This is a genomic window from Rhizobacter sp. P5_C2 (assembly GCF_054049715.1).
This window is the reverse complement of record NZ_JBFULV010000045.1, coordinates 40,156-53,358: the sequence shown is the minus strand read 5'-3', so window position 1 is coordinate 53,358 and position 13,203 is coordinate 40,156. Positions and strand designations below refer to the sequence as shown.

Sequence of the window (13,203 nt, the reverse complement as noted above, 5' to 3'; positions counted from 1 at the left end):
GGCTCCGGCGAGCCGGCGCTGGCCTGCCTGGAGGCCGGCCCGTACACGCCGGCGCAGATCGGCACCGCCGAGGCGGCGCTGCAGGCCACGCTGCCCCCCGGCAGCTGGAGCAGCGTGAAGAACGAGCTGCCGGCGGTCTGGATGGTCTACATGGGCAGGTACCCGAACCGCGAAGGCCTGCAGAAGAAGGAAGACGAGCTCAAGCGGATGAAGGTGCCGTACGAGGAGCTGCGCAACGCGCCCGAGTTCGAGGTCGGCCTGTCGCTCGGCCGCTTCGACAACAAGGATTCGGCCGAGAAGGCGCTGACCGAGTTGACGCAGCGCGGCGTGCGCACCGCCCGTGTCGCGCAGTTGTCGGCACCCGGCGTGAGCCACGCGCTGCGCATCCCGCGCGCCGACGACGCGCTGTGGGCGCAGGTGATGGCGCTGAAGTCCGACGCGCTGCTGGGGCGGCCCTTCGGCAGCTGTTCGAAATAAGCCCCGACCCTTCGACAGGCTCGGCCCGACCCTTCGACAAGCTCAGGGCGAGCGGTGTTCAGGCCGAATGGTGTTTGCGCCGCAGCGCGGCCACCGCCGCCAGCAGCCCCAACAGCCAACCGAACCCCAGCGCACCGCCACCGCTGTCGCCCGGCGGGTTGATCGGCGGATCGTTCGGATTGCCCGGGTTGTCGCTCCCCCCATTCGCCGCCAGATCCTGCCCCTGCGCCGCCGCAGCCCGCAGTGCCGGCGTGTCGATCACCACCGACGACCAGTTCGGCGCGGTGTAGCCGGTCGGGTTCGCCGCATACACCAGCGCCTGCGCCGCATCCATCAAGCCGGCGCCGCAGGTGCTTGTCGTGCAGATGCAGCGCCCCGGGTTCGAATTCGCGCAGGCTCCGACCACCGGCGACGTGACGTGCGGCCGCGAACTGCGCTTGAGCCCGTCGATCAACTGCGCGGTCGTCAGGTTCGGGTTGACGCTGACCATCAGGCTCAGCACGCCGGACACCAGCGGGGTCGAGAAGCTGGTGCCGAACACGTGCACATAGTTCCCGTTGCCGGGCATGCTGGTGCCGTCGTTGCTGATCGTCAGCAGACCGTCGTCGTTGACCGTGCTGCCCCAATTGCCGATCTGCGAGGTGTCGCCACCGACTGTCGCGATCTGGATGCTCGGGCCGAAGTTCGAGTAGCTGGCCTTGAAGCCGTCGCGGTTCACCGCGGCAACGCCGACCACGCCGCTGCAGTTGGCCGGGCGCGTCACGCCACCGCTTTCATTGCCGGCCGGCGCGACGACGACGGTCTTCACCGCGGCCACATCGTCGATGGCGCTCTGGTACGCCTGATTGCACGGGTTGCTGCCACCGAAGCTCAGGTTGATCACGCGGGCCGGGTGCGGGTTGACGGGGATCGTGTTGTTGCTGCCGTCGAGCACCTGCAGGCCGGCGGCCCAGCGCATGCCGTCGACGATGTCGCCGACCGTCGCGCCGCACTTGCCGGAGATGCGCACCGGCAGCACGCGGCTGGTCCAGTTGACGCCGGCCACGCCAACGCCGTCGTTGCTGGCTGCGGCGGCGATGCCGGCCGTGGTGGTGCCGTGCCACGAGCTGGTCTCGACGCCGCAGCCGGCGAAGTCCGGGCTGCTGAGGTCGGCTTGCGTGACCCAGTCGCCCGGATCGCTCGGGTCGGTGTCCCAGCCGTTGCCATCGTTCGAATACGCGAGTTCCGAGACGAAATCGCGGCCCGGCCAGTAGCGCGCGGCCGACAGGTCGGGGTGCGTCGTGACGCCCGAATCGAGGATCGCGATCGTGACCGCGGCGTTGCCGGTCGTCGTGTCCCACGCGCCCTGCACGCCGGGCACGCCCCGCATGCGGTCGCTCGCCGCGTTGGCGTTCGAGCCGCTGACCGGTTGCAGCCACCACTGTCCGGTGGTGCCGGCAGTCTTCGGGAAGAGCGGGTCGATCGGCAGCGCCAGCCGGCGCTCCAGGTCATTCGGGACGACCCACTCGACCTCCGGCTGCGCACGGAGCTTGGCAGCCAGCGTGGCCGCTTCGCCGGCCGACAGCACGTGGTCGAAATCCACCCGCTGCGCCGCGCGACCGTTCGGCGAGATCTTCAGCGCGGCGAGGCCGGCGGTCCGCATCACGCCCTGCAGCCGTTCGGTGCCCGCCTTCGTGGTGCCGAGGGCCGCGGCCTGTTCGTGCGACGGCGCATCCTTCAGCTTGACCAGCAGCCCGAGCGCGCGCGGCGCTTTCGATGCGGCTGTCAGGGACCGGTCCGGCTGAGGCGAGGCGGCAGCGGCGTGGCCGGCGGCCAGGGCCCCGAGCACCGCGAGGGCGCAGGGGAGTGTCAGAAAGTGGCGCATGGGGTGTCTCCGTCGAGCGGAGATCATGCCCCAAGGCGAGGCGTCGAGTTGTGTGCAAGGGTCTGGCGGCGGGCCCGCACGCGCGACCGTTGCAGCGCCAGCACCGCCGCCAGCAGGCCGGCCAGCCACGGCCAGCCGAGGGCGCCACCGCCGCCGCTGTCGCCGCTGGAGGCGGTCGGGGTCGTCGGCGTGGTGGGAGTCGTGGGGTCGGTCGGCGTCGAGGCCGCGGTCACGGCGACCGAGGCAGTGCTGGTCGCCAGGTGCGCCGCATCGTCGGTGACGGTCAGGCTCACGGTGAAGCTGCCGGCCGCCGTTGTCGCGACCGTCGCGGTCGCGGCATTGGTCGCGCTGGTGAAGCTGGCGATGCCGCTGCCGGCGGTCAGCGCCCACTGGTAGCCGGTGATCGCATGGCCCACCGCGGCCGACGAGCCGCTGCCACTGAGCGTGATCGAGGAGCCGACCGTCGTGCTGCTCGAACCGGCGTCGATGCGGGCCACCACCTGGGCCACGGCCGCCACCGCCGCGCCGGCGTCCAGCAGGCCGGCGCCGCAAGTGGTCTTCGTGCAGTAGCACTCGGCGCTCTGCGCGACCGATGTCGGCGCGTGGCAGGCGACCACGCCGGTGCCCGCGCCGGTGGTCGGGAACGCGCGCGCGGTGCTCTTCAGCACGCTGATCGCCTGGGCCGGCGTCAGCGCCGGGTCGGCCGAGAACATCAGGCCGAGCGTGCCGGCCACCAGCGGTGTCGAGAAACTGGTGCCGAGCGACGGGTTGGCGCTGTCGGTGTAGGTGCTGGTGCCCGGCGTGGTGCTGCCGGTGTTGGTGGTCGTCAGGATCGGATAGAGACACGCGCCGCTGGTGTTGACGCAGTTGCCGGCGGGCGCGGCGATCGTCAGCTCCGGCCCGAGGCTCGAGAAGCCGACCTTGCTGCCGGTGTGGCGCACGCCGGCCACGCCGACGACGCCGGGGCAGTTGGCCGGCACGTTGACCGCCAGGCCGTCGTTGCCGGCCGCCGCGACGACGACGACGCCGGCAGCGGTCAGTTCGGTGATTGCGTCCTTGTAGGCCTGCGAGCAGGTGCCCGACCCGCCGAGGCTCAGGCTCAGCACCTTGGCCGGGTTGGTGTTGACCGGCACGCCGGACACCGTGAAGCCGGCGGCCCAGCGCATCGCCGCGATGATGTCGCTGTCGTCGCCGCCGCACTTGCCGAGCACGCGCACCGGCAGCAGCTTCACGTCGCGCCCGATGCTGGCCATGCCGCTGCCGTTGTTGGTCGATGCGCCGACCAGGCCGGCCGTCTGCGTACCGTGCCAGCTGCTGCCTTCGGCGCCGCAGCCGGCGAAGTCACCGCTGGCGTCCTCGGCCGACGTGATCCAGTCGCCGGGGTCGCTCGGGTCGTTGTCGCGGCCGTTGCCGTCGTTCGCGGTCGCCGCATCGCTGACGAAGTCGTAGCCGGGCAGCAGCTTGTTGGTGAGCTCGGGGTGGTCGGGGCGGATGCCGGTGTCCAGCACCGCGACGACGACGCTGCTGCTGCCAGTGGTGATCGCCCAGGCCGTCTCGGCATTGATCGCCGACACCACGCTGCTGGTCGATGCACGCAGGTACCACTGGCCGACGGTCGGCGACACGCTCGCGCCGCCGGCGTACAGCGGATCGTTCGGCGCCGCGAACGCGCGGCGGCGGCCGTCCGGCACCGCGTACTCGACATCCGACAGCGCCGACAGGCGAGCCGCCAGGTCGGCCGAGCTGAGCCCATTCGCCTTCACGACCTGGCTGCGCGAAGTCAGCGCGTGGCCGTCGCTGAGCGCGAGGCCGAGCCGCTGCGACAGCGTCTGCGCCTGTTGCGGCGCGGCCTGCGCGCTGCCGCCGGCGACCGACAGCGCCCGCATCGCACTCGAATCGGCCTTGAACTTGACGATGACCCGCGCCTGCAGCTCGGCGGGGATCTTGCGCACGGTGGGCGCCTGTTCGGCGGCCGATGCGGCCGGCGCGAGCGCCAGGGCCAACAAGGACGCGAGGCAGGAGAAGATGAAACGCTTCATGGAACGCCCAGGAGGGGCCGGCGGCCCGAAGCGGCCAGTGTAGGCAGTGGCCCTGTGTCCAGGGGTGAACCGGACATCGGCTGACACGCTTGGAGACAACTCAGTTTCACGGACCGTGCAGATGCAACGGATCGGCGGCCTGCCCATGAAAAAGGCCTCCCAGGGGAGGCCTTGGCGGTCGTGCTGCGCTGCGGCAGCCGACGTTCACTTCGAAATCACGCGGACCATCTCGAGCACCTTGTTCGAGTAGCCCCATTCGTTGTCGTACCAGGCCACCAGCTTCACGAAGGTGCTGTCGAGCGCGATACCGGCATCGGCGTCGAAGATCGAGGTGCGGGCATCGCCGCGGAAGTCGGTCGCGACGACCTTGTCCTCGGTGTAGCCGAGGATGCCCTTCAGCGCGCCTTCGGACTGCGCCTTGAACTCGGCGCAGATCTCCTTGTAGGTCGCTTCCTTGTTCAGCTCGACCGTCAGGTCGACCACCGAGACGTCGGAGGTCGGCACGCGGAACGACATGCCGGTGATCTTCTTGTTCAGCTCGGGGATCACGACGCCGACGGCCTTGGCCGCGCCGGTCGACGACGGGATGATGTTCTCGAGGATGCCGCGACCGCCGCGCCAGTCCTTGTTGCTCGGGCCGTCGACGGTCTTCTGCGTCGCGGTGGTGGCGTGCACCGTGGTCATCAGGCCGCGCTTGATGCCCCACTTGTCGTTCAGCACCTTGGCGAGCGGGGCCAGGCAGTTGGTGGTGCACGAGGCGTTGGAGATGATGTCCTCGCCCTTGTAGGTCTTGTCGTTGACGCCGAACACGAACATCGGCGTGTCGTCCTTCGACGGGCCGGTCATCACGACCTTCTTGCCGCCGGCGGCGATGTGCTTGGACGCGGTCTCCTTGGTCAGGAAGATGCCGGTGCCCTCGACGATGATGTCGGCGCCGACCTCGCCCCACTTCAGTTCGGCCGGGTCCTTCACGGCGCTCAGGCGGATCTTCTTGCCGTTGACGATCAGCGTGTTGCCGTCGACCGCCACCGTGCCGTCGAAGCGGCCGTGCACCGAGTCGTACTGCAGCATGTAGGCGAGGTAGTCGGGCTCGAGCAGGTCGTTGATCGCGACGACCTCGATGTCCTTGAAGTTCTGGACGGCCGCGCGGAACACCATGCGCCCGATGCGGCCGAAGCCGTTGATGCCGATCTTGATGGTCATGGTCTGTCTCTCCAGTTAGCGCTTGCGAAAAAACGTGGGGGCCATTGTCGCCGTTCGGGACGTTCAGCGGAGATCAAGCTGGGTACAGGGCACCGAGACCGTCATCGACGAACCGAGGACCTGGCTCAGCGCCTTGGCAGGCAGCTTGAGGGAAATGCGGCTCATCCATTCGAGGAACGCCGCGCGCCGCGGGTCGCTGGTCCCGATTTCGCCGACCCGGTTCTCCATCGCCGGCTGGTACAGCTGAAGGCGGACGTTGAAAGGACAGCCCATCGTGTTGAAGTCGAAGAAGACGTGGTGCTCGTCGAGCTTGTCGATGACCCGCATGAGCTGCTGCAAGCCCAAGTCCTTGAAGACAAGGCCGTTGTCGTCGTCCCATTGAAACCGGAAGGACTGTGCCGTGGTGACGACCTGGTCTTCCCTCAGGCAGGGCATTCGAACCCCCGAGGCCCACCGGGTGGCCGCGGCCACGAACGTCGGTGCAGCATCGCGGTAGAGCACCGACACCGCAGGGGGCTCGGTGGGGCCGCGAAACTTCATCCGCAACAGCAGCATCGCGTGATCGGCACCGTCATTCAGCGCCGCCCGGGGGAATTGGGGAAGGATGGGAAAGCGTGGCCTGCAGTTGTCCGACTCGATGTCGAGCGGCACCTGCCGCAGCGGATGCCAGGCGACCGGCTGGCCGTCGTCCAGCGTGAACTCGAAATCCTGCGTCGCTGTCACGGTGCCCGATTCCTCGCGCAGACAGGGCAGCCGATAGGCGGCAACGTACGCTTCCACCGCGTCGTTGAAGGACTTCATCCCCGCATGGTTCACGAGGGTGGTCCGGGGCGGCTTGTCGGGATGGCGGAACTCCAGGTTCACACGCACGAATCCACCGCTTTGCAGGCGCCTCGCATCGTCCGGATACGCGATCGGCTTGCGATCGGCGGGAGCAGGCGTCAGGCATTTGAGCGCAGCCGTGTCCGGCTGCACCATGAAGCCCTCGGGCGCGGCCGAGGCCGCATTTGCCGCCCAGGATGCGAGCAGGCCGAGCAGCAGCCCGGCCAGCGTCCGTCTCATCAGCGTCCCAGCACGACACGCACGGTGTCGGCCACGTTCTCCGGCGTGAAATGGAAGTGCTTGAACAGCACCGGGGCCGGGGCCGATTCGCCGAAGGTGTCGATGCCGACCACCGCGGCGCAGCCGTACTTCCACCAGCCGTCGCTGACGCCCATCTCGACCGCGATGCGCGGCACGCCTTGCGGCAGCACGCTGGTCTTGTAGGCGGGGGCCTGGCGGTCGAACACCGAGGTGCTGGGCATGCTGACCACGCGCACCGCGATGCCGCCGTTCTCGGGCTTCGCGAGCAGCTGCTGCGCATGCAGTGCGAGTTGCACCTCGGAGCCGGTGGCGATGATCACCGCCTGCGCCTTCTTCTTCAGGCCCACCTCGCTCGGCTCGGCCAGCACATAGCCGCCCTTCGCGATGGTGTCGATCGCCGCCTGCGGGTGGCCGGCCGCGAACTCGGCCTTCGGCGCGTACGGCAGGTTCTGGCGCGACAGCAGCAGTGCGCTCGGGCGGCGCTGGTTCTCGATCGCGACGCCCCAGGCCACGGCCGTCTCGGCGGTGTCGGCCGGGCGCCAGACGTCCAGCCCCGGGATCAGGCGCAGCGCCGCGGCATGCTCGACCGACTGGTGGGTCGGGCCGTCTTCGCCGAGGCCGATGCTGTCGTGCGTGAACACGTGGATCACGCGGATCTTCATCAGCGCGGCCATGCGGATCGCGTTGCGGCTGTAGTCGCTGAAGGTCAGGAAGGTGCCGCCGTACGGGATGAAGCCGCCGTGCAGCGCGATGCCGTTCATCACCGCGGCCATGCCGAACTCGCGCACGCCGTAGTTGATGTGGCGCCCGCCGTTCGGCGAACCGTCGGCTTCCATGCGCAGCGGCGGCGTGCTGCTGGTGTTGGTCAGGTTCGAGCCGGTCAGGTCGGCGCTGCCGCCGAGCAGTTCGGGCAAGGCCTTCGTGAACGACTCCAGCGCGATCTGGCTGGCCTTGCGGCTGGCCACGTTCTCGGCCTTGGCGTTGGCGGCGACCGCGGTGTCGAGCAGCGTCTGCGCGAAGTTCTTCGGCAGCTCGTGGTCCATGCGGCGGATGAACTCGACCGCCAGCTCCGGGAACGCCTTCGAGTAGGCCTCGAACGCGTCGACCCACTGGGTCTCGGCGGCCAGGCCGTCGGCGCGGCTGTCCCACTGCTCGTAGGCCTGCTCGGGGATCACGAACGGCTCCCAGGTCCAGCCCAGGGCTTCGCGGGTCAGCTTGATCTCGTCGGCGCCCAGCGCCTCGCCGTGCGCCTTCGAGGTGCCGCCGCGGTTCGGCGAACCCTTGCCGATGGTCGTCTTGCAGCAGATCAGCGTCGGCTTGTCGGCCTTCTTCGCTGCGGTGATCGCGGCATCGACCGCGGCCGAGTCCTGGCCGTCGACGGCGGCGATCACGTTCCAGCCGTAGGCCTCGAAGCGCTTCGGGGTGTCGTCGATGAACCACGGCGCGACCTTGCCGTCGATCGAGATGCCGTTGTCGTCGTACAGCGCGATCAGCTTGTTCAGGCGCCAGGCGCCGGCCAGCGCGGCGGCTTCATGGCTGATGCCTTCCATCAGGCAGCCGTCGCCGAGGAACACGTAGGTGTGGTGGTCGACGATCGCATGGCCGTCGCGGTTGAATTCCTTGGCCAGCAGCTTCTCGGCCAGCGCCATGCCGACGGCGTTGGTGACGCCCTGGCCGAGCGGGCCGGTGGTGGTCTCGACGCCCGGGGTGTAGCCCACTTCGGGGTGGCCGGGGGTCTTGCTGTGCAGCTGGCGGAAGTTGCGCAGCTCGCTCATCGGCAGGTCGTAGCCGGTCAGGTGCAGCAGCGCGTACAGGATCATCGACGCGTGGCCGTTGCTCAGCACGAAGCGGTCGCGGTTGGCCCAGTGCGGGTTGGCCGGGTTGTGGCGCAGGTGGCGGCCCCACAGTGCGACCGCCATGTCGGCCATGCCCATCGGGGCGCCCGGGTGGCCGGAATTGGCCTGCTGGACGGCGTCCATCGCCAAGGCGCGGATGGCGTTCGCCATCAAGGTGGTGTCGTGGGCGAGGGCAGTCATGCCGGGCGGCTCCTGGGGTTGGGTTCGGGACGGTCGCGTCGGGGCGCGGGGGCGGAAGCGGCGCATTTTAGGCGCCACCGATAATCCTGCCGATGCAAGGCCTGCACCTCACCGCCGACCTGCGCGGCTGCGCCCCCGGCAACCCCGCGATGACCGAGCCCGACGCGCTGCGGCGGCGCTGCCTCGCGGCCGTCGCTGCCGCCGCGCTGCAGCCGGTCGGCGAGCTGTTCCACCGCTTCCCGGCGCCGGGCGGCGTGACCGGCGTCGTGCTGCTGGCCGAATCGCACCTGGCGGTGCACACCTGGCCCGAGCTGGCCGGGGTGACGCTGGACGTCTACGTCTGCAACCTCGGGGCCGACAACTCGGCCAAGGCGCATGCGCTGCTCGATGCGCTGCTCGGGGTGTTCGAGCCGGCGCAGGTGGAGCGCCAATCGCTGCTGCGAGGGACCGAATGAAAGCCATCATCCTGGCCGCCGGCCGCGGCGAGCGCATGCGGCCGCTGACCGATGCGACGCCGAAGCCCTTGCTGCCGGTGCACGGCAAGCCGCTGATCGAATGGCACCTGGAGGCGCTGGCGCGCGACGGCGTGCGCGAGGTGGTGATCAACACCGCATGGCTGGAGGATCAGATCCCGGCCGCGCTCGGCGACGGCAGCCGCTGGGGCCTGCGCCTCCGCTACTCGATGGAAGGCCGTGACCACGGCGGCGCGCTGGAGACGGCCGGCGGCATCGCGAAGGCGCTGCCGCTGCTGGTCGACCGGCCGGACGAGTGCTTCTGGGTCGTCTCGGGCGACATCCACGCCCCCGGCTTCCGCTTTGACGCCGAGCAAGGCGCGCGCTTCGCCGCCGGGTCGCTGCTGGCGCACCTGTGGCTGGTGCCCAACCCGGCGTTCCATGCGAAGGGTGATTTCGGGCTCGATGCCCAAGGCTTCGGGTTGGCCGACGCCGCCGGGCCCGACGGCCTGCGCTGGACCTACGCCAACCTCGCGCTGTGCCGCGCGTCGCTGTGCGCCGGCATCGCGCCGGGCACGAAGGCGGCGCTCGGCCCGCTGCTGTTCGCCGGCATGCGCGAGCGGCGCATCAGCGCCGAGGTGTGGCGCGGCGCGTGGGAGAACGTCGGCACGCCCGCCCAACTCGACGCCTTGAACGGCTCCTAGTTCGACCTGCGCATCGCGTCCACCAGCTGCGACGTTGCCGCCGTCCAGGACTTGGTGGGCAACAGGCGATCGAGGTGCCGGCGGAAGGCACTGCGGTCGATCGCGTCGCCGGCAGCAAGGCGCGACATCGCTTCGACCAGCGCGTCGAAATCGGGTTCGCGATAGTGTGCCGGCCGGCCCGGTTCGTCGCCGTCGCGGCTGAGCAGCCTGCTGGGCAGGCGAGTCGCCACTGTCGGCGGGCAGAAGTCATCCGTCGAGCCGCCGTCGGTCACGATCACCGGCACCGCGCAGGCCAGCGCCTCCAGCACCGGCACGTTGAACCCCTCGGCACGGTAGGGCGAGACATAGCCATCGGCCACGCCATAGAGCCCGGCCAGACGAGTCTGAGACAGATTGCTGCCAACCAGCGCAATGGCGTCGATCGTTTCGGCCGTGAAGAGGGCAGGATGCCGGTTCGACAGGTCGCGCAGGGTGTTCTCGGCTGTCGTGACGGCGTAGACCGCCCGTTGGTCCTTGAGAATCAGCCGGATATCGCGGCGACGCTGCCGCAGCGTGGCGAAAGCCAGCATCAACAGGTCGACGCCCTTGTTCCAGAACGCCGCGCCGAGGTTCAGGAACACGATCTCGTGCTCCCGCAGAGCCAGTTGGCGGCGCCATTCGGCGCGCTGCAACGGCTCGAGCGGCGCGAACACCTCGCGGTTGACGCCGCAGGTGACGATGTCAATGTCGTCGGCGTCCAGCCCCTCGTCGACCAGGCGCTGCTTGGACCACAGGCTGGAAGTGACGACGCGGTTGCCGCCCGCCGTGAAGCGGCGGATGTCCATGCGGCCGTCCGCGAAGTTCGCTCGCGTCAAGCCGCACTCGGTGACCATGTAGGTGAAGGTCCTTCGCGAGTCGTGCAGCTGCGGCGCGGCGAACGGTGAGCTGATGCGGTAGACGCCGTCCGCGGCTGCACCTTCGGGCACCACAGGCACTGCGTCGATCTTCGCCTGCTCGGCCGGCTCGAATCCCGCAGGCACCGTGCGCGGGTTCCAGTGCCCGAGCGCGAAGGGCAGGTCGCGGCAGCTCAGCACGACATCACGTCGCCGCAGCAGTTCGAGGATCTGGCGCTGGTGGATCAGCGCGAACGAGTGGTTGATGCCGCGCCAACCCTCGACCACCAGTTGCATCGGCGGGGCATCACCGGGGTCTTGCTCCGCATCCGCCCCACCATCAGCTCGCACCGGCACGACCTGCGCCAGCCCGGCCAGGCGCCCCTCGAACGCCAGCCGCCCGACCGCGATGCGCAACTCCAGTCGGGCCGGCTCCGCCGCCAGCATCTCGCGGGTCATGTCCAGCGCCCGCAGGGTATCCCCGCTCGCCTCCAACGCGACGACAAGGTTGGAGCGGGCCGTTGGCATCCCGGGCTGCAGCACCAACGCGCGCTCGAAGGCCTGCACAGCCTGCGCAGGTCCCTGCTGCGAAAAAGTCACGTACCCGGCGAACAGGTGGAAGTCGGCACGGTCGGGGTGGAACTCGATCGCACCGCGCATCACCGCCGACGCACCGGCCAGATCGCCCTGCTCGTACAGCAAACGGCACAACGGCACGCAGGCTGGCGCAAAGCCGGGTTGGGCCTGCAGCGCGGAGCGGTAGTACGCGATGGCCTGCGCCGGCCGGCCCGCTGCCTGCGCCAGTTCGCCCAGCAGGTAGAGAGGGTCTGCCGATCGCGGCGCCAGCCGGGCTGCGGTGGCCAGAACCGACTGTGCCTCGGCGTTGCGGCCCGCCTCCTTGAGGGCGCGCCCCCACGCCGTGAAGACCTCCGCATCGGTCGGATCGTGCTCGGCGAAGCGTTGGTACAAGCGAGCCGCATCAGCCAGCCGCCCCTCGCCGAGTGCCTGTGTGGCCGACCGCCTCAAGGCGGCGGGGTCGTCATCGGTCACAGGGAGCGTCGCTGCGGGCGTCACGCAGCCGTCCAGGCCTTTGAGAAACTTGAACATGGCGCAAGCCGGCGATCGGGATGGGCAGCAGAAGTCAATGCAGCTTGATTTTCGGTCGATACGTCCGGTCGAGAAACTCCGACAAGGTCACCAGCACCATTCGCCAGAAGCCGCCCAGCGCCATCTGGTGCTGCTTGTGCAGCGCCCAGTACATGAACTGCGCGAGGCGCCCCTCGATGAACAGGCTGCCGCGCGTCAGGCTGCCCATCAGGCTGCCAACCGACGAGTACTCCGACAGCGACACCAGCGAACCCTTGTCGCTGAACACGAACGGCTTCACCGTCTCGCCCGCCAGCAACTTCGGGATCGCCTTCACCAGGTACATCGCCTCCTGGTAGGCGGCCTGCGCGCGCGGCGGCACCCAGGTGCCGTCAGGCTGCTGGCAGGCCGCGCAATCGCCGAACGCGAAGATGGCGGGATCCAGCGTGGTCTGCAGGTTGCCGTTGACCATCAGCTGGTTGAGCTTGTTGGTCTCCAGCGCGTCCTGGCCGTTCGACGCGCCCAGCGTGCGCAGGAAATCTGCCGCCTTCACGCCGGCCGCCCACACCGTGAGGTCGGAGCCGATCACCTTGCCGCTCGCCATCCGCAGGCTGTCGGCGGTCACCTCGACCACGCGCTCGTTGGTGTGCACCTCGATCGCCAGCTTGCGCAGCTCGCGCACCGCCGCTTCGCTCAGCCGCTCGGGCAGCTGCGACAGCAGCCGCGGCGCCGCCTCGACCAGCACGATCTGCAGGTCTTTCTCGGGGTGGATGTGGTCGAAGCCGTAGTTCGCCAGCACGCGCGCCGCGGCATGCAGTTCGGCGGCCAGCTCGACGCCGGTGGCGCCGCCGCCGACGATGGCCACCGTCAGGCGCCCGCTGCCGGCCGCGCGCGGCACGCTCTGCGCGCGGATGCAGGCGTTGATCAGCCGGTCGTTGAAGCGCTTGGCGGCCGGCGGGCTGTCGAGCTTGATGGTGTGCTCGGCCGCGCCGGTGGTGCCGAAATCATTGGTCTGGCTGCCGACCGCGATCACCAGCGTGTCGTAGGCCAGCGTCTGCGCCGGCGTGATCTCGCGGCCGCCCTCGTCGTAGCTCGCGTCCAGCTGCACCGTCTTCGCGGCACGGTCGACGCCCGACAGCCGGCCGAGCCGGAACTTGAAGTGGTGGCCGCGCGCCTGCGCGAGGAACTCGATCTCTTCGGCATGGGTGTCGAAGCTGCCGGCCGCGAGCTGGTGCAGCAGCGGCTTCCAGACGTGCGTGCGTGCCGCGTCGACCAGCGTGATCTCCGCCAGCCCCTTGCGCCCGAGCGACTTGCCCAGCTGGGTGGCCAGCGCCAACCCACCGGCGCCACCACCGACGATCACGATCCGTTGCATGCGAAGCCTTCG

Annotated in this window: 9 protein-coding genes and 1 pseudogene; 3 read left to right on the top strand and 7 right to left on the bottom strand. The window is 69.7% G+C overall.

All coding sequences use genetic code 11. The features are described from left to right. A pseudogene (locus ACXJLU_RS17905) lies at positions 1 to 477 on the top strand (SPOR domain-containing protein); the annotation flags it as partial. Positions 478 to 535: 58 nt separating this feature from the next. Here ACXJLU_RS17905 and ACXJLU_RS17900 read toward each other — a convergent pair. From ACXJLU_RS17900 to tkt, 5 genes are all read right to left on the bottom strand, one after another. Continuing rightward, positions 536 to 2,341, bottom strand: coding sequence for a S8 family serine peptidase (locus tag ACXJLU_RS17900; RefSeq protein WP_457333220.1), 1,806 nt, complete (start codon positions 2,339 to 2,341; stop codon positions 536 to 538). Between the two features lie 23 nt (positions 2,342 to 2,364). Next, a complete protein-coding gene (locus ACXJLU_RS17895; RefSeq protein ID WP_457333218.1) occupies positions 2,365 to 4,380 on the bottom strand; it encodes a S8 family peptidase in 2,016 nt (671 codons plus the stop codon). Between the two features lie 204 nt (positions 4,381 to 4,584). Beyond that, positions 4,585 to 5,583, bottom strand: a complete 999-nt coding sequence (gene gap / locus ACXJLU_RS17890; RefSeq protein WP_073462451.1) for a type I glyceraldehyde-3-phosphate dehydrogenase — start codon at positions 5,581 to 5,583, stop codon at positions 4,585 to 4,587. 63 nt (positions 5,584 to 5,646) lie between these two features. Further along, on the bottom strand, positions 5,647 to 6,645 hold the full coding sequence (locus ACXJLU_RS17885; protein WP_457333216.1) for a hypothetical protein: 999 nt from the start codon (positions 6,643 to 6,645) through the stop codon (positions 5,647 to 5,649). Next, complete coding sequence (gene tkt, locus ACXJLU_RS17880) at positions 6,645 to 8,702, bottom strand: transketolase (protein ID WP_457333214.1); 2,058 nt, start codon at positions 8,700 to 8,702, stop codon at positions 6,645 to 6,647. The genes ACXJLU_RS17885 and tkt overlap by 1 nt, the downstream gene beginning before the upstream one ends. Positions 8,703 to 8,794: 92 nt before the next feature. Here tkt and speD point away from each other — a divergent pair, with 92 nt between their 5' ends. Both speD and murU read left to right on the top strand, forming a co-directional pair. Then, positions 8,795 to 9,157: an adenosylmethionine decarboxylase gene (gene speD / locus ACXJLU_RS17875; RefSeq protein WP_457333212.1), complete on the top strand. Its 363-nt coding sequence runs from the start codon at positions 8,795 to 8,797 to the stop codon at positions 9,155 to 9,157. After that, a complete protein-coding gene (murU, locus tag ACXJLU_RS17870; RefSeq protein ID WP_457333210.1) occupies positions 9,154 to 9,858 on the top strand; it encodes an N-acetylmuramate alpha-1-phosphate uridylyltransferase MurU in 705 nt (234 codons plus the stop codon). Before speD ends, murU begins: the two co-directional genes overlap by 4 nt. Here the strand turns inward: murU and ACXJLU_RS17865 are convergent. Both ACXJLU_RS17865 and ACXJLU_RS17860 read right to left on the bottom strand, forming a co-directional pair. Then, positions 9,855 to 11,837, bottom strand: coding sequence for a tetratricopeptide repeat protein (locus ACXJLU_RS17865; RefSeq protein ID WP_457333209.1), 1,983 nt, complete (start codon positions 11,835 to 11,837; stop codon positions 9,855 to 9,857). The two genes, murU and ACXJLU_RS17865, sit on opposite strands and share 4 nt — an antisense overlap. Before the next feature lie 34 nt (positions 11,838 to 11,871). Next, positions 11,872 to 13,191, bottom strand: a complete 1,320-nt coding sequence (locus ACXJLU_RS17860; protein ID WP_457333207.1) for an NAD(P)/FAD-dependent oxidoreductase — start codon at positions 13,189 to 13,191, stop codon at positions 11,872 to 11,874. Positions 13,192 to 13,203 lie beyond the last annotated feature (12 nt).

Coding starts and splice junctions, on each gene's coding strand:
- ACXJLU_RS17900 (WP_457333220.1), bottom strand. CDS start 2,341: ATGCGCCACTTTCTGACACTCCCCTGCGCCCTCGCGGTGCTCGGGGCC.
- ACXJLU_RS17865 (WP_457333209.1), bottom strand. CDS start 11,837: ATGTTCAAGTTTCTCAAAGGCCTGGACGGCTGCGTGACGCCCGCAGCG.
- ACXJLU_RS17895 (WP_457333218.1), bottom strand. CDS start 4,380: ATGAAGCGTTTCATCTTCTCCTGCCTCGCGTCCTTGTTGGCCCTGGCG.
- gap (WP_073462451.1), bottom strand. CDS start 5,583: ATGACCATCAAGATCGGCATCAACGGCTTCGGCCGCATCGGGCGCATG.
- speD (WP_457333212.1), top strand. CDS start 8,795: ATGCAAGGCCTGCACCTCACCGCCGACCTGCGCGGCTGCGCCCCCGGC.
- murU (WP_457333210.1), top strand. CDS start 9,154: ATGAAAGCCATCATCCTGGCCGCCGGCCGCGGCGAGCGCATGCGGCCG.
- ACXJLU_RS17860 (WP_457333207.1), bottom strand. CDS start 13,191: ATGCAACGGATCGTGATCGTCGGTGGTGGCGCCGGTGGGTTGGCGCTG.
- tkt (WP_457333214.1), bottom strand. CDS start 8,702: ATGACTGCCCTCGCCCACGACACCACCTTGATGGCGAACGCCATCCGC.
- ACXJLU_RS17885 (WP_457333216.1), bottom strand. CDS start 6,645: ATGAGACGGACGCTGGCCGGGCTGCTGCTCGGCCTGCTCGCATCCTGG.